Raw genomic sequence first — 23246 nt, 5'->3', positions numbered from 1 at the left:
TTGTATCCAAATGAAAAAACTTGTATTTACTCTAGGACTGCTTTTTTTATGGGAAATGCCAACCGTTGCTCAATGGATTAATAAGGAGCAGATTAGTATTTTGCCCAATACAATAGTTTTCAGTGATGAATCTTTCAGTAATGCCTCTACTGGAAAGTTTTTGAATGATGGTAGTTTATTTTTGACTAGCGATTTACGTAATGAAGGGGATTTTTCTTTTTCATCCAATTCACAAGGAACAACCTATTTCAATGGAAAAAATGTACAACAAATTTCGGGTCAAAGTGCGATACGATTGTTTCATACCGTTTTTGATAATCCCCAAGGATTTGAGTTGAGTAATACGGTTAATTTTTTTAAAAAAGTAGATTTTATTGACGGAATTATTACGGCGCAGCCTACTATAGGCATTCCTGTTTTTGAGGAAAATGCCTTAGCCAACAATGCCAGTAATACCAGTTTTATTGTGGGCAAGACTTTTAAAAACGGCACCACTGATTTTGAGTATCCGATAGGAAGAAATTCACAGTATCGTTCGGCGAAAATAAGTAGTTTAAAAGCAACGAATCAAATGTATAGTGGTGAGTTTTTCGAGGCTAACTCCAATGACCTCTATCCACACAGCAATCGCGCAGGGATTATCAAAGAAATTAGTTCTACAGAATATTGGGAAGTTTCAAATGTTGGTGGGGCGTTGCCTATGGTATTAACCTTAAGTTTTGAAAATGCTACATCTACAGATGCCATTGTTAGAGCACCACTCGAAGCCCTACGAATTGTTCGTTGGGATGTTCCTTCACAAAAATGGGTGGATGAAGGAGGTATTGTCGATAAGGATAAATTAACCATAACTACGCCTTATGAGGTGTCTGGTTTTAGCATTTTTACCATCGGTCGAATCGATGATGCTGGAATAATTTCTCCTTGTAATAAATTGGCAATCTATAATTTTATTTCGCCAAATGAAGATGGTTTTAATGATTTTTTTAGAATTGATGGTTTGGTAGAATGCGGCATTCCTAATTCTGTTGAAATATACAACAGATGGGGAAGAAAAGTGTATTCTACAAAAAACTATGGAAGTGACTTTAATGTATTCGAAGGTATTTCTAATTGTAATTTGCAAGATACCAAAACACTACAACTACCCAACGGAACCTATTTTTATGTTTTAAAAATTGGGGAACATTTTTCAAAGTCAGGTTATTTGTTTATTAATTAATTTTCAGTAAACTTTGTTTTTTAATGAAACAATCGAAAAATGACACAAATAAGCATATTAGGTTGCGGTTGGTTGGGTTGGCCTTTGGCGAAAGCCTTACTTGCAAATAAATTTTCAGTGAATGGTTCCACTACATCCGAAAGTAAACTCGCAATATTAGAAAAATTAGAAATTAAACCCTTTTTGATTGCTCTTTCAGAAGACAAACCAATTGGAGACTTTACTGATTTTCTAAAAGATTCATCAATTTTAATTATTGATATTCCGCCAAAACTCCGCGGTATAGAAAAAGAAAACTTTGTTTCCAAGATTAAAAACACAATTCCGTTTATCGCAAAATCGACGATTGAAAACGTGCTTTTTGTAAGTTCTACTTCAGTTTACGGTGAGGCCAAACAAACCATTTCAGAAAATACCACTCCAAAACCCGATACCGAAAGTGGCAAACAATTGCTAGAGGTAGAATCGCTTTTGCAAAGTAATCCCCATTTCAAAACCACCATTCTCCGTTTTGGCGGACTCATTGGAGAAGACCGAAATCCAACCAAGTTTATGGCAGGAAAAGTAAATATTGAAAACCCAGAAACCCCAATCAACTTTATTCATCAAGAAGATTGCATCGGGATCATCTTAAAAATAATAGCTACCAATTCTTGGAACGAAATCTTCAACGGCGTCAGTCCATTTCATCCCTCAAGAGAAAATTATTACACTCAAAAAGCATCCGAATTAGGTTTACCTTTGCCTCAATTTGATCACTCCAAACCATCAGTTGGCAAACTGATTCTTAGTGATAAAGTAGAAACAATTTTAGGTTATTCCTTTATTAAAACCAATTTATAAATTGAAAACAAAAATACAAACCGCTTTTAAATCTAGAATAAACGCTATCGGATTGCCCATTTTGGCTTTGTGTTGGGTGAGTTTCTTTTGGGGAACGACTTGGTTGGCTTCCAAAGAAGGGGTCAAACACATGCCCGCATTACAACTCGCTGGGATCAGACAATTTATTGGTGGTTCCTTATATCTTACTTTTTTCCTCTTGAAGAATACACCTTGGCCAAAAGGCAAACAATGGAAAAGCATCATTATTCTCAGTTTGCTCAATTTTGTTTTAAGCAACGGACTCAGCACTTGGGGCGTGAAATACATCAGTAGCGGACTGGGCGCTATCATTGGCGCTATGGTTCCTTTGTGGATTGTGTTCATCAGCTTTTTTAAAGGCGAAAGAATCACTAGATTAGCCGTTTTTGGAATTATAACCTGTTTTGGTGGCGTTTGTGTTATTTTTTATGAACACCTATTCGATTTTTTAAAACCTGATTTTCAATTTGGAATTGTACTTTCGATAGCGGCAACCATTACTTGGGCTTTTGGGACTTTATACACCAAGAAAAAAGCGGCTAGTTTCAATCCTTATTTCAGTTTGGGCTTGCAAATGTTTATCTCCAGTATTTTTCTGTTTGCTTTTGTAGGAGCTACGGGTGCGAGCATTCCACTTTCTGATATTCCATTAAATTCATGGTTATCCATTGCCTATTTGGTAATCATTGGTTCCGTTTTAACCTTTATTGCATTTATCTATGCCTTGCAAAAACTACCAACTGAATTGAGCAGTTTGTATGCCTATGTCAATCCGATAGTAGCGGTTATTTTGGGTTCTTTTATCTTTGGTGAGCCATTAACGACTGCCATCGTCTTTGGCGGAAGCGTAACATTATTTGGCTTATATCTAATAAATTATGCCATGCGGAAAAAGAAAAACAGCAGTGAACCCATTACTGAGATTAGCTAAATTAGTGCTAAAAATAAGCGATAAAAAATATTAGGAGCGAATGATTGGGCAATTTCAGCAAACATCGTTCCTGCCATTATTCCTAAACTTGCGAGCCGAACCCCGGCTCACAAGGTTTATTCCTTATGTCAGGGCTAAAAGAAAACAATAGGCATTTTTGGGAATAATTAATTGTGATCAGTTGATGGTTAAACCCACGTAATTTATTGATCAATTGGCTACAGGCCAATGTCATTAAGTTAAGCTTTGTTTTTTCTCGCAAAGACCCAAAGTTAAGAGCCATTTCTTTGCGTCTTCGCGTCTTTGCGAGAGTTATATTTTGAAAAAGCGTAGTGAGAAACCCTTAACTTAATGACATTGAGCTATAGGCCTAAAACAACAAACCTATTCCATTTCAAAACGGAATAGGTTTGTTACTTTAACTTTTTTATTTCTTTATCAAAATCAGAAATTATTTTTTGTGTTTTATTGAAAACTTCGTAAGCTGCAATTGCTTTTTTATCGGCTTGAATTTTAGAAATTCTCCCTTTGCCTTCTAAAACTTTATAATCATTAAAACTGATAAATTTATTCACACTTTCGGCCAATTGAGTCATCGTAAACGTATTCTCCCGCTCTATCAATCCTTCGATGTAATCAAAATATCCCGTTACGGTACGCTCCAATTGTTTAATTTCTTTTTCCTGTAAATAATTTTTGGCAACAATCACATCCGATTTTAAAACTCTTCCGTTTGGGCTATTTTTCCAGGTTGTCAATCCCATATTTTCCTTTTGGGAATCGGCAGTTTTAAATATAATTTCGGCAGCAGTTTTGCCTGTTATAGCAAAATGAAATTTATTTTGAACTGTAGCATAAAAATTTTTAGTTATTTCGGCATTGCTATCATAATCAATACTGCACTCGGCAAAAATATCGGTCACCTGCTGGTAAATTCGTCTCTCACTCGCTCGAATCGAACGAACTCTTTGCAGTAATTCTTTAAAGTAATCTTTACCAAAAATAGCTTCACCTTGCTTTAAACGATTGTCATCCAACACAAAACCTTTGATTATATATTCTTTTAAAGTTTGGGTTGCCCAAATCCTGAATTGTGTAGCTTTGGTAGAATTTACTCGGTATCCAACCGAAATTATGGCATCGAGATTATAATAATTTGTAATGTAATTTTTATCATCAGAAGCAGTTGTTTCCATTTTGGAAATAACTGAAGATTCAATTAATTCTCCCTCTTCAAAAATATTTTTAAAATGTTTACTTATTGCGGGTACTTGCACGCCAAACAACTCAGCTATTGCTTTTTGTGTAAGCCACACCGATTCATTTTGAAGCAATACATCAACGCGTATTTGACCGCTTGGAGCGGTATATAGTACAAACTTTTTTAAATCTTCTTCCATAACTACTCTATTTCAATTGTATCAATTGCTTTCATTAATCGGTCGGTTTCGGTAAGGGCTACTATTATTTTTTGATAGTGCGCAATATCGTCAAATTCTAGTTTACGTTCCTTACGGTCTTTGAGCCATTTTTGTGCGGGCTGGTAACCGCCAATATAAAAATTCCAAGCTACTTCTGGAACGTTATCGAAATATTGAGTTTCGTTGATGTACACTTTCCCAAACGTCCCTTTTTTCAAATTCCCCTCCACTGGAGGGGTGCCCGTAGGGTGGGGTGGTTCTTCTTGCAAAACCAATAAATTTGATGCTTTCCCAAACTCTTCTATTATAAAAAGCTCTAAGTTGCTCATAGCCGTTTTCATATTCTGTAAAACATCTGTTACGGGGATATGATACACTTGTAAACCCAAGGATTTCAAATAAACATCCCTTTCAGCATCGTATTTTTCTTTATTGTCGTGACTAGGTCCATCGATTTCTATTACTAAACCTAGTTTTTTGACATAAAAATCAACGATATAATTTCCTATAATGCGTTGTCTGTCAAAATCTATGCTGTGGAAATTACTTTTGTGTACTTGCATCCAAAAAAGCACTTCGGATAAATTTTCGGCATAACGAAGTTCCTTCGCTCTTTCTTTTAATTTGGGATTATAAGGAAGTTCTAAAATGGGGTTAAAAAATATGGGGTTGTTTTTGATGAAGAGATCAGGAACCACCCCGCCCGATGGGCACCCCTCCAGTGGAGGGGAATTTTCTTTGCTTGTGGTTATATTCGTTTTAAAGGAATTTTCTCCGATTGTGTTAATTTCAAACTTCGGTTTCCCCACCACACAATCCCCATCAATATTAAATTCCGTAATATACTCTTCAACAATTGGGCTTTCGAGCAAATGGATTTCTCTTATTTGTTTGCCCAATGCCACCAATTCCCAAAAGGTTGCAGCGTCTTTTGGATACGGAATTTTCGGGAAGTCTATCTTTAAAAATTCTTTGTATTTCTCTCGGTAGGTTGGCGAATGCAAAACGGCGTAGATGTAATCCAGAATATCGATTGGTGCAAAAACCACCCCGTCCTGCGGACACCCCTCCAATGGAGGGGAATTTTCTCCCTTTGTGTTTCTTAGAGGGGAATTGGTCGTGGTTTTCTCGGGAACAAAAGCTAAACCCAATTGCTTGGCTATTTGAGTGACTATTTCTGGGTTCAGGTTCGGGATTCTTTCTGTGGTTTGTTCTGTTGAAAGTTGTCCGTTGGTTTCGGGGTAGAGATATAAAGGAAATGCATATGTTGTTTCTTTAGTTTGTAAGGATACTGTACACATATCAATTAAATTTTTTGAAACTAATACATGTTGAAAATCAAAAGTTGATAGCTGTCTACAAGTCATAATAGCAATATTATCCTTTAACATATGCTTCATAACTGAATATCTATGTCGCTGAACTTTTTTAAGGTCATATTCAATATTTCTTACATCAAATGGTCTATAATCATATAATTGATTTGATGTATTAAATTTATCAAAATTGACTAGAGTAGCGTCACTATGAGTTTTTATGCCACTAGTTGATACTGCAAATAAACTATTAATATTAAATCCTTTATCATATTCTTTTTGCTGTTCAAAATCTTTAGAAACAAAAAAATAATTAGGAGCGATATTAAGTAATTTTTTAAATTCAATGTTTTTTAATAGGTTTTCAGAAAGAAAATCATATTTAAAATCGCGCTTTCCATATAAATCATAATGAAAAACCTGTCCCAATTCATTTGGTTTTTTCCTGCCTGTTTTGACAAAAATATTGATAGAAACTCCTTGCATGATATCAAAGACATTCACATCAGCGGAACCATCAGGCGAAGTTTCTTTCTTTTTGCTGTTACCATGTAAATCTATAGTGTAAATTTTGTCGTACGTTTTCAATAAATTCCAACGCATTCCTCGATAGGTAACATTATCTAAAAATCCGTGCGGGTTGATGAATGCCAAAACACCGCTGCCGTTACGCTCAATATAATGCTGTCCGTAACGCAAGAATTTTACATAATCGTCATTTAAAGCTTTGGGGTTTCGTTCTTTGAGTTTTTCTTTTCCGCCCGGTTCTTTTTTGTAATCTTCCATCAAGTCCATAATCCACTTGCCCTTGTTGTTGCTCTCCCCACTATACGGAGGATTTCCCACTATACACATCACGGGCGTATCGCGCTTGATGAAATTGGCTTCGTTGGCTTCACTGCTCAACCAATTGGCAAACAACGTTCCGGTATCGGGATGGCTTTCTTCGAGAGAGTTGGTCAAATAGATTTTTAAACGCTGTTCTCTGGTGGGTTTAAATCCGGTTTCGGTCAGTAATAAATCCATTTGCAAATGCGCCATGGCATAACTCGCCATCAGTAACTCAAAACCATTCAATCGGGGCAGTAAATGCGTTTCTACATAATTGCTCCAAACGCCTTGTTGCCCTTTGAATTTGTGGTGAATGTGCTTGACTACCTCAGCCAGAAATGTTCCTGTTCCCGTTGCTGGGTCTAGAATTTGTACTCGGTGTACTTCCTGTTCTACTTTCTTGCCTTGAAGGTCAATTTTTATTTTGGTTTTGCTGGTGTCAGCCAGACCTTGTGGCAAATCAAATTCGGTTTTCAGGATATCATCTACGGCACGCACGATGAAATTCACCACCGGTTTTGGAGTGTACCAAACCCCGCGGGCTTTTCTTAATTTCGGGTCGTATTCGCTTAGGAAAGTCTCATAAAAATGAATGATCGGGTCTTCCATTTTGGTAGACTTTCCGTAATTTTTTAGGATATCGGCAACATTACACGCCAGGAAAATATCAACCAGCGAATCTACTATCCATTTGATGCGGTCATCAATATCGGGTCCTGCTATGTAGCCAAAGAGTTTTCGCAGGAACGGGTTCGATTTTGGAATCAGTTCGGCGGCTTCTTGTCTGGAGAAGGTAGGCAAAGTAGGGTCGTGCAATCGTGCGGCAAACATTCCGTAGGCAATAGTTTGCGAGTACACGTCGGCAAAACCTTTGGGCGTAATGTCGTGAATCAGGATTTCCTTAAAGGCATTCATCTGGTCTTTCAGCGTACTGTCTTCGTTGTGGGTTTCGTCACTGGTTAGGGCTTGCTCGATTACATCCGATAGCAATCTGGCTTTTCCCGCCATCATTTCGGCCAGTCTTTTGGAACTTTTTATAGTTTGGCTTATGTGTACACAAAAATCTTTGATCAAATTGGTGAAAGCAGCGAAGTTTTCGGGAATTGGGACTATCTCAGCACCAGAAAAACCACCCCGCCCGTTGGGCACCCCTCCAGTGGAGGAACCACCCCGTCCTTCGGACACCCCTCCAGTGGAGGGGAATTTTAGTTCTGCGATGGCTATTTTGGTAATAAAAATACCATCTATGTACAAATGAAAATCGAGATAATCGGTAAATATCAGATTGTTTAACGAGTTTTTGTAACGGTCAAATTGTTCTTTGTTCCCTGTTTTCTTTAGTCCCGAAAGGTCTTTGTCGCCTATGTCTTTGGCTTCAATAAAACCAACAGGAACATCTTTTTTGGTCAGAATATAATCGGGAGCGCCACATTGCTGGCGTTTGGGTTCGTTGGTTGCTATGACATTTGGAACAATGGTTTCTATAAGCTTAGACAAATCGCCTCGATAGGTATGTTCTGTTGCTGTTCCTCGTTTGTAGGCCGCATTTATATTTTGAATGTATTGATCGATAGTCATGAATATGTTTTGGAATTGAATTGTAACAAATATATGTTTTAATTGTGAGAAGTGAAATGTGAATGGTGAGTTGTGAATGGTGGGTTGTGAATGATGAATGGTGAGAAGTAAATGTTGAATGGTGAGGATTGAGGAGTGAAAAGGTTTCTTGTTTGGGGACAAATCTGCTCAGAACGGGGTCATGGCCGTCGAGAACGGGGTTGACCCCGTTGTATAACGGGGTAGTTGACGTCTAGGACGGGGTGAACCACGTTGTTCGATGGGATAATTGGCGCACAGAACGGGGTAGACCACGTTACCCAACGGGGTAAACGGGGTTCGAGACGTGGTCGACCACGTTGTAGGAACTATCACGAGGACACAAGGTTAAAATTTAAACATTGATTAAACCCATTGTAGGTATCTAATTTCTATAAATTAGGTTTTGATTATACCATAGCCAACGGTTTCAACCGTTGGAGGCAATATAGAAGAATTCAATTTCGAGAAATACGTTTAGCGATACGTAACCCACGGTTGATCACGAGTATTATCCTATCGTGTGGATACAACTCCAAAATTTGGGCGTTGAATAAAGCAATTTAGTATAGTAATTCCTCTTTACATCGGTTTTGATTATACCATAGCCAACGGTTTCAACCGTTGGAGACAATATTAGGGAGCGGGCTGGTGCTGAATCTTAATCACATCGATTTGTTATGAATAATGAGGTCCTATTTGTGTCCATACGATATGTTGTAGAACGGGCTAAACGGGGTCGGGACGTAGTAGGCCACAAAAAAACGGGAAAGAAACTAGTTCCTTTCCCGTTTGGGTACTGTATGCAGGGGCTAAATCTCCTCTTCTATTTTCTTGGCGGGTTTTGCTGCAGTGCTGCCCCCTGTGAAAAACTGTGAAATGGCAGTTACTTTGCCTTCGTATCCTGCCGCTTTGGTGCTCGCTTTGTATTTGCTAAAGTCATAATCGGTAAGAGCAGCCTGGTAATTATCATAATCATGCAGGATTTTATTATTGGTCAATCCGTCGATTAAGGTCTGTAATCTAGTAATAGTAGATTGCAGAAAGTCTCTCGAATCAAAATCGCTCTGGAACTCCACCCAGTCTACATCGGGACTGCTTAAACCCGGCTGGCTGGCTTTATAGTCTTTTACTTTGTTTACAATTAGTTTGTTTGACTCATTGATGCTCCCATATTTCTGGCGCTCCTCGGCACTCAGGTTTTTAATTTTGGCAGACAAAGCAGTTTCAAGTGCAGTTAGGCTAGTGCCAACTACTGTTTTCTCGGCAGCGACATAATGGTTGTTGTTTAAATTTTCAAATGGCATAGGGTTTTGGTTTTTTAAGTTAATAACTATATTTATTCAAATATAAATAAAATCTTAAATAACCTATAAAATAATTGAATATTCTTATTTTTAAATATTTAATAATTCTTTATTCTTACTATTAAGGCATCAACACCTTCAAATTAAGGATTTTTCTACGTTTCCTTCACCGAAATAATTTTCACAGGACAGGCTTTAGCAGCCAATTCACAACTTTCGACTATGGTGTGGTCAGGTGATTTCAAGGTGTAAAACCCTTTGGCATTTACACTCTTAATCAATACCGATTTTCCGTCTTTTTTGGACATTTGGAATTGAACGGGTGCCATTTCTACACAATAATTGCACCCAATACATTTGTCTCTTTGCAGTGTTACAATAACCATTAGGCTTCCACTATTTTATATAATTTGTCGGACATACGGATTCTGAAAGGCAGTTTGAAAGTACAATCGTCTCCTTTTGTGGCTTTCTCGGCCGTCACGTCATTCACATACATTTCTTCGATGATCATTTCCTGCGCTCCCGTGCTTGGACCCGTCACCAATATTTTGTCGCCAACTTTGATATCGTAGGCTTCAATTTTGAATTGACCAATAGCTGCTTTTGGAAAAAAATGAGTTCCTTTCCCCACATACACTTTCTTCTGAGTAGCTACCGATCCCGAAACATCGCTCCACTCTCCCAATTCTTGACCAAGGTAATAGCCTGCCCAAAAACCGCGATTGTAAACGGTGTTCAATGCTTCCATCCAAACCGTTACTTTTTCTTTCGAGAAAGTACCTTCGTAATAGCTGTCAATTGCTTCACGGTAGGTTTTGATAACCGTTGCCACATATTCTGGAGCACGTCCGCGGCCTTCAATTTTAAGGACTTGAATACCGGAATCAATCACTTGATCCAGAAAATCCAGTGTGCATAAATCTTTTGGCGACATTAGATATTCGTTATCTACTTCAATTTCAAAACCAGTTTCCTGATCGATAACCGTGTATTTCTTGCGGCAATTTTGTTTGCAAGCGCCTCGGTTTGCAGAGGAATTGTTGGAATGTAAACTCAAATAACATTTCCCGGAAACCGCCATACACAAAGCACCGTGACCAAAAATTTCGATTTCCACCAAATTCCCGTTAGGCCCTTTGATTTGTTCTTTTTCGATTTGAGCAGTAATGCTTTTTACTTGACGCAAACTCAGTTCTCGACTCAAAACCATAGTATCTGCAAACAGACTGTAGAACCGAATGGTTTCGATATTCGTAACGTTCAATTGGGTCGAAATATGTACCTCCATTCCGATTCCCCTTGCCATAGCAATCACAGCTTGATCCGAAGCGATTACAGCCGTTATATTCGCTTCTTTGGCTTTTGCCAACAATGTCTTTACTACAGACAAATCGTGATCGTAAATGATGGTGTTTAGCGTTAAATAACTTCTAACATTTTTGGCTTCGCAACGACGGGCGATTTCTGGTAAATCATCCATAGTGAAATTTACAGTGGCACGAGCACGCATATTCAATTGTTCTACACCAAAGTAAACGGAATCCGCTCCGTTGTCTAATCCTGCTTGTAACGACTCGAAGTTTCCTGCGGGAGCCATTAATTCTATTTTGTTGTTTGTTGTCATTTTGTGTGAAATAAACCTTTGTCAAAGTTTAAAACTTTGACAAAGGTGATGGGTGAATGTAAACCTTTGTCAAAGTTTGGAACTTTGACAAAGGTGATGCGAGAATTATTGGAAGAACTATCCAATTATTTTATACAATTTGTCAGACAGCCTAATTCTAAATGGCACTTTGAAAGTACAAGTGTCTCCTGCAACAGCTTTTGCGGAAGCAATTTCATTGACAAACATTTCTTCAATAACCAATTGTTGCTCACCCGTTGTTGACCCTTTAATTAGGATTTTGTCACCAACATTGATTTCTTTTTCTTCAATCAAAAACTGGGCAATACTCGGTTTTGGGAAAAAGTGCGTTCCTTTTCCAATGTATTGTTTTTTGATCTTTGGTTCTTTTTTAACAACCGTTTTTGATTTTACTAAATCGCTAAGGTTAGGAACATTTGCCAAAGGATCTTGATTGTTCTTGAACGTCAAGACATCTGATTTTCCTTTTTTGAAGATTTTATTTCCGTTTTTAATGCCTCTTCGAATCGCTTTTTGTTCTTCTTCTGGAAGATGAATAACAGTTACACATTCGGTTGAGCAGCAGCCTTCCATTTTTTCCTTGCAAGAATCACATTGTATGAAAAGCAAATGACAACCTTCGTTGGCACAATTGGTATGCACATCACAAGGTTCGCCACATTGATGGCATTGCGAAACGATATCGTCTGTAATTCTTTCGCCCAAGCGGTGGTCAAATACAAAGTTTTTACCAATGAATTTACTTTCCAGTCCTTCGGCTTTAACCTGACGGGTGTATTCAATAATTCCACCTTCGAGTTGATACACATTTTCAAAACCTTTGTGTTTGAAGTAAGCGCTGGCTTTTTCGCAACGAATTCCGCCCGTGCAATACATCAACAGTTTTTTGTCTTGTTTGTGTTCGGCTAATTGCTCTTCGATAATTGGTAAGCTTTCGCGAAAGGTATCCACATCGGGTCTGATGGCTTTGGTAAAATGACCAATTTCCGATTCGTAATGGTTTCGCATATCGACCAAAATCGTGTTCGGATCTTCAAGTAATTCGTTGAATTCCTTTGCTTTTAGGTGAATTCCGATGTTGGTGACATCGAAAGTGTTGTCTTCTAGCCCGTCGGCAACAATTTTGTCGCGGACTTTTACGGTGAGTTTCAAAAAGGAATGGTCGTCATGCTCTACGGCAATATTCAATCGGATTCCCTTCATGAAATCATATTGTTCAATAGTATTTTTGAATTCGTAAAAATGATCTGCCGGAAGTGATAATTGGGCATTGATTCCTTCATGGGCAACATAAATTCTTCCTAAAACCTCAAGCGGGTTCCAAGCCAGAAATAATTCGTTACGAAATTGTGTTGGATTTTGAATTTGCGCGTAGGCATAAAAAGACAATGTGAGACGTTGCTTTCCGGCATCGTCAATCATAGTGGCTCTTTCCTCTGCGCTTAAAGTGTTGTACAGTTGCATGCTATAAACTAATTTAAGTTGAGAAAATATAAGATGATTTTAATTTACGGTTCCAATTATTTGGGAAATGCGTATTTGAAATCGGGCGCAAAATTAGTGAACTTTTGGGATTTTAGGATGCTAATTAGCGGAATATTGTGATTTGGCTAGTATCGAATGAGAATGTGTTTCAAAAATTACCCAACGGACATTACGGATCAAACAGATTTAGGACGATTTTTTATCATTGATTCTAATTGCCTCAACCACTAAATCATCTACCGAAACCGAACGACTAATATGCCCCAGTAGCACTTCAAGTCCTTCAGCCCGACAGGTATCGCGAACTTCAGAACGAGCTTCGGCAATTTTTAAGTATATGTTTTTGGCTTTCAAATCGATAAAAAGCTGTTTCAAAAAACGAGCTCCCGCAATATCTATGCGAGGTGATGAATTAAGATCTAAGATTATCGTTTTTAAGGTGTCTGATTCGCTATTAATTTTCAGCCACAACTGTTCTTTTATAAATTCGCAATTAAAATACAAAATCGCCGATTCAATTCGAACAATTAATACGCCTTCAATTTGTTCATTATCAGGATGTCTAGAAATATCAGTATAGCGTTTGGTGCCGGGAATTCTGCCCAAGAAAGCGATGGTTGGTTTTGAAGTTGCCTTTATCATTAACAGCAAGGTCACGATGGCTGCCAATAAAACACCAGTAAGAATTCCCCAAATAAGAACTCCAACAAACGCAATCATAGCAACATAAAATTCCTGTTTGTTGATTTTATAAAGATGTTTTATTTCTACAACGTCAAAAAGTCCTCTAATGGCTACTAAGACAATAGCGGCCAAAACTACGGTTGGCAAATTTTGAAGAAATCCTGTAAAAAAGAGTAGGCAAATCGCTATGGTTGCTGACGCAAATACTAAAGACAAAGGTGTTTTGGCTCCAGCGGTATCGTTTACAGCAGATTGGGACAAACCTCCTGCAACTGGATATCCTTGACCGAACGCTACAGCAGCATTGGCGATTCCGAGTGCGAGTAATTCTTGACGCGGGTCAATGGTGTATTTGTTTTTTTGTGCCAATGTTCTACCAGCCGAAACACTTTCGATATACGATAATAAAAAACAAGCCAATGCTAAGGGAAGAACGCCGTCGACGTCTCGAATTTGTAACAAAGGTATATGAAATTCTGGCAGTCCAGATGGTATAACTCCAACTGTTTTGAAACCTAGCAAACCAAGCGTTGTTGTAGATAGGAGTATAATCGAAAAGACTACGATAATAATGGCTATGGGTCGACCAGGTGCTTTTTTTTCACCAACTAGTAGGACAATAATAGCTATTATGCCAAAAATAAAAACTACCATATTCATTTCTGGAAGTTGCTGAAAAATAGTAACAATTCGATCCAAAAAATTTTCTCCACCTCCTTTTATACCAAAGAGTTTAGGTAATTGGGTTAAACCAATAGTCAAAGCAGCTCCAGCTTTGAAACCAACCAAAACGGTTTCACTGATAAAATTGATAATACCGCTCAGCCGCAAGATATAGGCCACTATCGCCATTCCTGCAAAAACAAGAGCAGTTAGAGAAGCTATATCGGCCCAACGCTGAATGTCTCCGTGTGCCATATCAGCAATTGTTGTACCAATAAGTAATGAAATTGCTGATGTTGGGCCAATGGCTAATTGCTTACTGCTGCCCAATAAAGCATAAAACAAACCACCAATAAGATAGCCATAGATTCCGTATTGAGGTGGTAAACCTGCAAGAGTTGCATATGCTAGCGAAACTGGAATTCCATACGCCGCTAAGGTGATTCCTGCAACAAAATCACTTTTTAAAGTTTTGGTATTGTATTTTGTTAGCCAGAGTACTGGAGGAAAAAAATTAGAGAGCATGGTTTGATTTAAATAAAATGCATTAGTCTTTCTCGTCCAGTAATGTTTGTTTGATTGCTTTTAATTCGGCTCTTTTGGCATCATCCACTTTAGGATATTCCAATTCCATTTCATCCAATGCGTGAATAATTGCAGAAGCTATAGCAATTCGGGCATAAGATTTGTTATCAGCGGGAATTACATACCAAGGCGATTTTTTGGTCGAGGTGTTTTTGATTAGTTCCTCATAAGCAAACATATAATCACCCCAATAACCTCTCTCTTTGGCGTCTGTAGCACTAAATTTCCAGTTTTTATCAGGATCGTCTACACGTTCTATAAAACGTTCTTTTTGTTCATTTTTAGAGACATTGAGAAAAAATTTGAGAACTATGGTTCCGTTTCTGGATAAATATTTTTCGAAGTTGCGAATGTCCTGAAAACGTTCTTCCCAGATGTCTTCGGTAACTAATTTTTCAGGAAGTTTTTGGCCTTTCAAAATTTGTTCGTGTACACGAACTACCAAAACTTCTTCATAATAAGAGCGATTAAAAATTCCGATTCGACCTCGTTCTGGCAAATGCTTTTGACAGCGCCACAAAAAATCATGATCCAAATCCTCTGAACTCGGTGCTTTGAACGAGGAAACTTGACATCCTTGTGGGTTTACTCCAGACATAACATGTTTAATAGCACCATCTTTTCCAGCGGCATCCATTGCTTGAAAAATGAGCAATAATGACCATTTGTCTTGAGCATATAATACATCCTGCATAGCAGCCAAAGCTTCAACACCCATTTGCAAAGTTTGATTCACCAATGGTTTTCCTTCTTCACCCAAATTAAAACTCGCTTTTGTTTCGTAATCATTGAGTTTGAAATTCTCACCATCACCAACCCAATATTGCTTAGAGAATGTTTTTGCTCTTTGTACTAGCTCTTTTTTGCTTAGATTATTTAAGTTTATTAGTTTATCCTCAAAGTTATTCGATTCCTTTTTGCTTGATTTTGACATATTTCCAAATTTAATTTTTATTAAAATCTGATTTCATTTAAATAATTAGAGCAATTCGATGTTGAAAATTGAATAATCGAATCCACTAATTTAATAAAAAAAAAGTAACAAGAATTGAACTTAACGAGAATAATTAAAGTATTCGTAACTTTTACGCAATCTGACGGTTAATTATATTTTATTTTAATAATATTAATGTTTTATTGAGTATTTTTTTTGTAATTTGATTAGTAGTCTTAATAAAAATCAATATTTTTGTTAGTATTAATTTTAATAAAACAATGTATGAATGCGCTAAAAAATAGTAAACTATTGTTTTTTGTTATAGCTTTTTCGGCTCTTTGTTCTTCGTGTAAAAAAGAAGAAAAGCAAGCACCCCCACCAATTCCTGCACCTTTTATTACTGTAGTTGCAAGAGATGTTCCCATTTATAAGGAATTTGCAGCTCAAACCTTTGGAGATTTAGACATTGTTTTAACGGCAAGAGTGGATGGAATTTTGACAGGCATTCATTTCAAAGAAGGACAACGCGTTCGAAAAGGACAATTGCTTTACACCATTGATCCATTAGAATATGAAACAAAAGTGGAGCAAGTAAAAGGGCAAGTGGCTACATCGCAAAGCAATCTTGTCAATGCTGAGGAAGAACTGAAAAGAATTCGCCCTCTGGCAGATATGAATGCGGTTAGTAAAAGAGAATTAGATGCCGCTGTTGCAAAAGCAAAAGCTGCACTATCTAATTATGAAAGTACTCAAGCAGCCTTACGAAATCAACAATTAGAAAGAAGTTATTGCAATATAGTATCGCCAATTGATGGTATAATTGGAATAAGCCATGCCCGAGTAGGAGATTATATTTCGAGAATGGGAAGTTCATCTAAGCTAAATACCGTTTCAAAATTAGAAAAAGTGAGAGTTCGCTTTACAATTAGCGAAGCGGAGTTTTTAGAGTATCGAAAAAAGAAAAGCCTTACATCTGACAATCAATCTAATGATATTGAGCTTTTATTATCAGACGGAAGCGTTCATCCTTACAAAGGAGTTTTAAACTTTGCTGACGCCAAAATAGATCCTACAACGGGAACCATGACTATTGAAACGACTTTCCCCAATCCAGAAAACAATTTGCGCTCAGGACAATTTTCGAAAGTGAGAGCTTTGATTCAAAATCAAAAAGGAGCTATCGCTATTCCTCAAAAAGCGGTTACCGAATTGCAAGGGATTTTTCAAGTATTAATCATTGATAACGAGAATAAAATTCAAGTTCGTATTGTTGAAGTGGGATCCAAAGTTGGACAAGATTGGGTAATTACAAAAGGACTAAACGTTGGAGATAAAGTAGCCATTGTAGGCAGTTTATTTATTCAACCCGGATCAGTTGTTATGCCAGTTCCATATGCATCAGAAGATAAAAAAACAAAATAGTTATGGATAATTTTTTTGTAAGAAGACCCATCGTTGCAATTGTATTATCCATTTTTATGGTTATAATTGGAGGATTATCCATACTCTCCACACCAATTGCTCAGTATCCAGAAATTGCGCCTCCAGTAGTACAAATTCAGACCAGTTATAGAGGTGCAAATGCTTTAAATGTAGAACAAGCAGTTGCTACTCCCATCGAACAAAAAGTAAATGGAGTAGAGAACATGTTGTATATGCAATCCACCAATACAGGAGACGGAAGCATGTCATTATCGGTTACTTTTGATATGGGAACCGATCTGGACAATGCGACAATGCTAACCCAAAACCGCGTGGCATCAGCAACCTCAACACTACCTGTTGATGTGAAAAACACAGGGGTTACGACCAAGAAGTCTTTGTCGATGCCGCTACTTTTGTTCTCTGTATATTCCCCAAACAACACTTATGATTCTGATTTTTTAACCAACTATGCCAACATCAATATGGTTGACGCCCTATCAAGAATCAAAGGAGTTGGTGAAGTAGTGATTTTTGGTGGAAGTAATTATGCCATGCGAATTTGGGTAAAACCCGACATTTTGGCCAAATATAAGTTGACCATTCCTGACATTATGAATGCAATCAAAGAGCAAAACTCGATTGCTCCCGGAGGAAAATTTGGTGCACCTCCAGCTAATGAAGGCAACGAATTTACTTATAATGTAACCTTAAAAGACCGATTGATTGATATAGCCGATTTTGAAAACATCATTTTGAAATCAAATATTGACAATCAACAAGTACGATTAAAAGATGTAGCCACAGTAGCATTAGGAACAGAAAGTTATGCTTCAAAAGGAGGTTTAAATGGAAAACCTGCAGGAACTATCGGTGTAAAACAAATGCCCGGATCCAATGCATTAGAAGTAGCTGCCGAGTCTAAACGTGTAATGGAAGAATTGAGTAAAAAGTTTCCACAAGACCTAAAATACGCTACCTCTTTAGACACCACTTTGGCAATCACCGAAGGGATAAATGAAATTATGCATACCCTTTTAGAAGCTATTATTTTAGTAATCATAGTGGTTTTTATCTTCTTACAAAATTGGAGAGCTACAATTATTCCTTTGCTTACCGTACCCGTTTCCTTAATTGGAGTTTTTATGCTGTTCCCGCTTTTAGGTTTTTCGGTCAACGTGTTGTCATTGTTAGGATTGGTATTAGCAATCGGGATTGTGGTCGATGATGCTATTGTCGTGGTCGAAGCTGTAATGCATCATATTGAACACGGATTATCGCCACGAGAAGCTACCAATCGTGCCATGAAAGAAGTTTCTGGACCAGTTGTCGCTATTGCTGTAGTTTTAACAGCTGTTTTTATTCCAGTTGCTATGACGCCAGGAATTACAGGCCGTTTGTACCAACAATTTGCAATCACGATAGCCATATCTGTAGTGTTTTCAGCCATAAGTGCACTAACGCTAAGTCCAGCTTTGTGTTCAATTTTATTAAAACCCAATCAAGAAGCGAAAGGCTGGTTAGGACGTTTTTTTAAGTCATTCAATAAAAAATTTGATGCTTTTACAGGCAAATACACTGGTTTTACAGGTTTTTTAATTAAGAAAACCGTTCGAAGTTTTATTTTCATAGGCATAATTGTGGGAGCCATTATAGTACTTGGCAGCAAAATTCCTGGAGGATTTGTGCCTGAAGAAGATCAAGGATACATGTTTGTCAATGTAGAATTACCTGGAGCTTCTTCATTGCATCGTACAGAGTTGGTTTGTAAAAAAATTGAAGCCATTTTGGGAAAAACAGAAGGAATTGAATATTACACAACAGTATCCGGATATAGTTTGTTGAAAAACTCAATGGCTACCAATAATGGTTTTTTCTTTATTTCACTAAAAGAATGGAAAGAACGTAAGCAAGATGTATTTCAAATTATAAAAGAACTAAACGGAAAATTGGTATATGCCGTTCCAGAAGCAACGGTTTTTGCTTTTGGACCACCGCCAATTTCTGGAATTGGAAATGCTGCAGGGTTCACTATAATGCTACAAGATAAAGGAGGGAAATCACCTCAATATTTATTTGAAAATGCCCAACGATTTATGGCTGAAGCCAGGAAACATCCCGAAATTGGAAGTGTCCGAACGACTTTTAACCCCAATGTTCCCCAAATTAGTTTGGATATTGATCGCGAAAAAGTAACCGAGCTGAATCTGTCCCTCTCCGATGTAAATTTAGCCATTGGAGCCAGTTTGGGAGGACAGTATGTAAACGAGTTCAATAGATTTGGGCGGCAATATATAGTTTTGATTCAGGCCGCTCCTAGTTTTACTTTAAATCCTGAAGATATCAATAAAATTTTTGTTCGAAATAGAGACAATATCATGATTCCTATTTCTAGTATTGCCACTATAAAAAAAGAAAGCGGTCCTGAGTTTACTACTCGGTTCAATTTGTATCGTGCCGCCGAAATTGGTGGTACACCCGCCGAAGGATACACTTCTGCCGAAGCACGTCAAGCGTTGCAAGAAACTGCCGAAAAAGTGCTACCTGCGGATATGGGATACGAATGGTCTGCCATGAGTTATCAAGAAAAACAAGCCGAAGGGAAAGGAGCAACTGTTTTTATCATGGCTATTTTGTTTGTTTTCTTGATATTGGCTGCCCAATACGAAAGTTGGAAACTACCTTTTAGTGTACTTTTAGGAACACCTTTTGCTGTTTTTGGAGCTTTTTTAGGACTGTATTTATGTAAATTGTTTAGTCCCGATTATGTAAATAATGTTTTTGCCCAAATTGGGTTAGTAATGCTCATCGGACTGGCGGCAAAAAACGCCATTCTTATTGTCGAATTTGCTAAGGCTGAATACGAAAAAGGAGTGCCGCTGGTTGAGGCAGCACTAACAGCAGCAAAGTTGAGATTCCGACCTATTTTGATGACTGCATTTGCCTTCATTCTTGGTGTTGTTCCGTTATTAACCGCTTCGGGAGCAGGAGCTCAAGCTCGAAAGGTAATGGGAATGACTGTTTTTAGCGGAATGCTCGTTGCTACTATCCTAGGGGTTTGTTTTATTCCCGTTCTATTTGTGTTCATTGAAGGTATTGGAAAAAAGAAAACTACCGAACAAAGTGTCGAATCTACTAAATCTATTAGCCATGAGGAATAAATTTAAAATAGGATTACTTCTGGTAACACTATCCTTTATACCAGTTAGTTGTTTGGTAGGACCAAAATATAAAGCACCCGAATTACAGGAAGCCCGTCAATATCGATTGACTCAAAATGCAGATACTACGGCATCCATTTTGAATGTAAAATGGTTTGATATCTTTAATGACGAAACCCTTAAAAACCTTATAAACAAAGGTATTCAGAACAATTATGATTTGAAAATTGCTATTTCGCGTTTGGATCAAGCCAAAGCTAATTTAGGATTTACCAAAGCCAATGTTTTGCCAAGTTTTCAATATTCAGGAGGAGTAAATACAGCAGAAACATTTTTTCAGCCTTCATCTTTGGTTGCCAATATGTCTTGGGAAATTGATTTTTGGGGTAAATTAAGACATGAGAACAAAGCCGTTCAAAATGAACTTCTAGCAACTGATGAGGCTAGGAAAACCGTTTTGGCAGGATTAGTAAGTGATATTGCAACTGCATATTTTCAGTTGCGCGATTTAGATAATCAATTAGAAATCACCAAACAAACACTAAAAACACGTCAGGATTCTTATGTGATCATAACTGATCGTTTCAAAAGCGGATATACTTCGGAATTGGACAAAGTTCAAATTGAACAACAAGTAGCTATTGCAGAGGCAGCCATTCCTAATATCAAAAGACAAATCACTGTTTTAGAAAATACCATTTCGATTTTGATAGGAGAAGTTCCCGGCCCGATAGAACGAGGAAAAGCCAACAAAGACCAGTTAATGGTAACCGATTTGCCAACCGCTATTCCGTCTTCATTGTTACAAAACAGACCCGATGTAAAAAGGGCTGAATTGCAATATATTGCGGCACATGAGCGAATAGGAGTGGCTCAAGCGATGCGTTTGCCTTCGTTTAACATAGCTGCTGTTGCAGGATTTGCAAGTGCAAAAGTGAGTGATTTATTTTTAGATGGTTCTTATAACCAAAATGCTTCAGCTGGAGTGGTTGGACCAATTTTTCAATTTGGTAAAAATACAAGAAGAGTAGAAATCAACAGACAAATTGCGGAGCAATCTAAACTAAATTATCAAAAAACGTATTTGGTAGCCATTGCAGAAGTTGAAAATGCCATTCAAAATGTTGCAACCTACAAAGAAGAATACGAAGCAAGAAGCCGACAAGTAGCAGCTGCAAAAAAGAATTACGAATTATCGTATGCCAGATATTATAATGGCTATGTTTCTTACTTAGAGGTATTAGATGTTCAACGTTCTTTATTTGATGCTGAAATCAATTTATCACAATTATCACAACGTCAGTTAGCGGCAATGGTACAATTGTATAAAGCACTTGGTGGCGGTTGGAACTAATACGGATTAGAAAAATGAAAATGCCGCAAATTCTATTATGAAATTTGCGGCATTTTGTATTAGTATAAAAATAAGAATACTGTTTTTGGAACAAAACGGTTTCTTAAACTTCTGCATTCATGCTAATTAGCAATACTCGTTGAAAGCATCTTTTAAGTTTTCTGCAATTGTTTCTGCTGGACGCCCTTCTATATGATGACGCTCTAACATATGAACCAATTCACCATCTTTAAACAAAGCAATACTTGGAGATGATGGAGGAAATGGGAACATAAATCCTCTTGCTGTTTCTACAGCTTCACGATCTACTCCTGCAAAAACAGTTACAAGTTTTGAAGGTTTTTTATCATTATCCAAGCTCATAACAACTCCTGGACGAGCATTTCTTGCAGCACAACCACAAACAGAGTTGACTACTACAAATGTTGTGCCTTCTGACTTAATAGCGCTTTCTACTGCGTCTGAAGTATGTAATTCTTGAAAACCAGCAACAGTTAATTCTGCTTTCATCGGTTTTACCATTTCTTCTGGATACATATTATTTTTGTTTTAAGATTGTAGTTTTAATATTTTAATACAAATATAAAGAGATTTATAATTTCAGGAATGTTTCTTGTATAAAGTTTTGTTATAGTTTGATTGTTATTTTATGTGTTAAAAATAACTCGAAATAATGCATTTATAAAAATGCGTTTTGGGCAACTCAATATGACATGTAAGTCTTCTAAAAACGAGGTTTCCTCATCCAAAAATTTAAAAATTAATTTGGAATCCCCTTTTTGAAATAAAGAAGAAAAAATAGTAGAACCCAATTCATTGTGTTTGTCTAAAATATCCAGCAATAACAAATCATAATACCAGAATTTTGTTTTATTATAAAAAGCCTTCAATTCTTTTCCTGATTGAAGAAATGCGACTAATTCCGTTGATTTTTTATCTGAATTTTTAAAAGTATATCCCGTGCTTGCTTTTGTCCAACCACCAGCAGTTCCAATATTCAGAACCCGTTTGGTGTTTTTTTTCCAAAAAGGAAAACTAGTCATTGGAATACTGCCTTGTTCTTTTTCGATAATTATATAATTTTCAATACCTAATTTATCGAGATAATTCTGAATTTCATTTTCATATTCTTCCTTTGAAAGTAAATCTTTTGAAAACATAGTATATTCCACCAAAGCTTCGGTCTTTGTATTTGGCAACACGTACATAAATCGAGTATTACCTTTTTGCGCTACCGAAAAATCCATGAAAGTTGCTTGTTTTGGATTGAAAATTTCTTTTTCTGTTTTAATAAACCACCCTATAAAATGTTGTTGCAAAACAGGATATCTATTTTGTGCTTCAACAAGGTTTTTTGTATAAATACTGTTGAATAAGGAATCAGAAGTAAAATTATTGAATTCTGTTCGTACAAAAACGTGAGTTTCCAACTCATTAATATCAATAACTTTCTCATTCAAAAAAGTTATATTATTTTGTTTTAGAAGCAAATCCAAAACGAAATTATAAAAATCTAATCCTAGAATTTGATTGTATTGATAAGGTTTTAATATCAAATTACGCTTAAAATTTTCATCTGCAAACAATGCCGAATCCCATTTTTTAGCTATTATTGAATTCCAAAAACCATCATTTTTATCCCAAAAACACCAAGTTCTATCATTGTTTTTTTTGGAATCAGAATCTAAAAGTAAGATGGTTTTGTTTTCGAATTTCTGGGATAAAACCATTTTATAAACTGTCATCAAAGCGGCCAAACCAGCACCGGCAAAAATGTAATCGAAATGTTTGATTTGAGGTGAATTCATCTTCAAAAATA

General features: G+C 37.0%; 16 protein-coding genes. 6 read left to right on the top strand and 10 right to left on the bottom strand.

Annotation, left to right across the window (positions count from 1 at the left end; translation table 11 throughout):
- The first annotated feature begins 10 nt into the window (after positions 1–10).
- Genes OZP06_RS07860 through OZP06_RS07850 form a run of 3 tightly spaced genes read left to right on the top strand, consistent with a single transcriptional unit; the run spans position 11 to position 3017 of the window.
- Positions 11–1222, top strand: a complete 1212-nt coding sequence (locus OZP06_RS07860) for a gliding motility-associated C-terminal domain-containing protein (protein ID WP_269224389.1) — start codon at positions 11–13, stop codon at positions 1220–1222.
- A 39-nt stretch (positions 1223–1261) separates the two neighbouring features.
- Complete coding sequence (locus OZP06_RS07855) at positions 1262–2065, top strand: SDR family NAD(P)-dependent oxidoreductase (RefSeq protein WP_269224388.1); 804 nt, start codon at positions 1262–1264, stop codon at positions 2063–2065.
- Between the two features lies 1 nt (position 2066).
- Complete coding sequence (locus OZP06_RS07850; RefSeq protein ID WP_269224387.1) at positions 2067–3017, top strand: EamA family transporter; 951 nt, start codon at positions 2067–2069, stop codon at positions 3015–3017.
- A 413-nt stretch (positions 3018–3430) separates the two neighbouring features.
- Here OZP06_RS07850 and OZP06_RS07845 read toward each other — a convergent pair whose 3' ends face one another.
- The 8 genes from OZP06_RS07845 to OZP06_RS07810 all read right to left on the bottom strand — a co-directional run bounded on the left by OZP06_RS07845 (position 3431) and on the right by OZP06_RS07810 (position 15487).
- Positions 3431–4417, bottom strand: coding sequence for a virulence RhuM family protein (locus tag OZP06_RS07845; RefSeq protein WP_269224386.1), 987 nt, complete (start codon positions 4415–4417; stop codon positions 3431–3433).
- A 2-nt stretch (positions 4418–4419) separates the two neighbouring features.
- Positions 4420–8163, bottom strand: coding sequence for a type ISP restriction/modification enzyme (locus OZP06_RS07840; protein ID WP_269224385.1), 3744 nt, complete (start codon positions 8161–8163; stop codon positions 4420–4422).
- An 830-nt stretch (positions 8164–8993) separates the two neighbouring features.
- The gene (locus tag OZP06_RS07835; RefSeq protein ID WP_269224384.1) at positions 8994–9488 is read right to left on the bottom strand and encodes a hypothetical protein; all 495 of its coding nucleotides are present in this window, start codon (positions 9486–9488) and stop codon (positions 8994–8996) included.
- A gap of 155 nt (positions 9489–9643) precedes the next feature.
- Positions 9644–9874: a ferredoxin gene (locus OZP06_RS07830; RefSeq protein WP_143378118.1), complete on the bottom strand. Its 231-nt coding sequence runs from the start codon at positions 9872–9874 to the stop codon at positions 9644–9646.
- Positions 9874–11115, bottom strand: a complete 1242-nt coding sequence (locus OZP06_RS07825; RefSeq protein ID WP_269224383.1) for a peptidase U32 family protein — start codon at positions 11113–11115, stop codon at positions 9874–9876. The genes OZP06_RS07830 and OZP06_RS07825 overlap by 1 nt, the downstream gene beginning before the upstream one ends.
- Positions 11116–11232: 117 nt before the next feature.
- On the bottom strand, positions 11233–12600 hold the full coding sequence (locus tag OZP06_RS07820; RefSeq protein WP_269224382.1) for a rhodanese-related sulfurtransferase: 1368 nt from the start codon (positions 12598–12600) through the stop codon (positions 11233–11235).
- A 207-nt stretch (positions 12601–12807) separates the two neighbouring features.
- Complete coding sequence (locus tag OZP06_RS07815) at positions 12808–14493, bottom strand: SulP family inorganic anion transporter (RefSeq protein WP_281324446.1); 1686 nt, start codon at positions 14491–14493, stop codon at positions 12808–12810.
- A gap of 22 nt (positions 14494–14515) precedes the next feature.
- Positions 14516–15487: a polyphosphate kinase 2 family protein gene (locus tag OZP06_RS07810; RefSeq protein WP_269224379.1), complete on the bottom strand. Its 972-nt coding sequence runs from the start codon at positions 15485–15487 to the stop codon at positions 14516–14518.
- A gap of 285 nt (positions 15488–15772) precedes the next feature.
- Between OZP06_RS07810 and OZP06_RS07805 the strand changes: the two genes are divergently transcribed.
- From OZP06_RS07805 to OZP06_RS07795, 3 genes are read left to right on the top strand one after another with little or no spacing between them, the layout of a single operon-like run.
- Positions 15773–16912 (top strand): efflux RND transporter periplasmic adaptor subunit, encoded by a 1140-nt coding sequence (locus OZP06_RS07805; protein ID WP_269224378.1) that lies wholly within the window; start codon positions 15773–15775, stop codon positions 16910–16912.
- Positions 16913–16914: 2 nt separating this feature from the next.
- Positions 16915–20073, top strand: coding sequence for a multidrug efflux RND transporter permease subunit (locus OZP06_RS07800; RefSeq protein WP_269224377.1), 3159 nt, complete (start codon positions 16915–16917; stop codon positions 20071–20073).
- Positions 20063–21427 (top strand): efflux transporter outer membrane subunit, encoded by a 1365-nt coding sequence (locus tag OZP06_RS07795; RefSeq protein WP_281324445.1) that lies wholly within the window; start codon positions 20063–20065, stop codon positions 21425–21427. The genes OZP06_RS07800 and OZP06_RS07795 overlap by 11 nt, the downstream gene beginning before the upstream one ends.
- A gap of 126 nt (positions 21428–21553) precedes the next feature.
- Here OZP06_RS07795 and OZP06_RS07790 read toward each other — a convergent pair whose 3' ends face one another.
- Both OZP06_RS07790 and OZP06_RS07785 read right to left on the bottom strand, forming a co-directional pair.
- On the bottom strand, positions 21554–21964 hold the full coding sequence (locus tag OZP06_RS07790; protein WP_269224375.1) for a BrxA/BrxB family bacilliredoxin: 411 nt from the start codon (positions 21962–21964) through the stop codon (positions 21554–21556).
- A 110-nt stretch (positions 21965–22074) separates the two neighbouring features.
- Entirely contained in the window at positions 22075–23235 is a 1161-nt protein-coding gene (locus OZP06_RS07785) for a lycopene cyclase family protein (protein ID WP_281324444.1), read from the bottom strand.
- Positions 23236–23246 lie beyond the last annotated feature (11 nt).

It is taken from the genome of Flavobacterium sp. IMCC34518 (assembly GCF_027111095.2).
Taxonomy (GTDB): Bacteria; Bacteroidota; Bacteroidia; order Flavobacteriales; family Flavobacteriaceae; genus Flavobacterium; species Flavobacterium praedii.
This window is presented reverse-complemented; position numbering and strand designations above follow the sequence as displayed.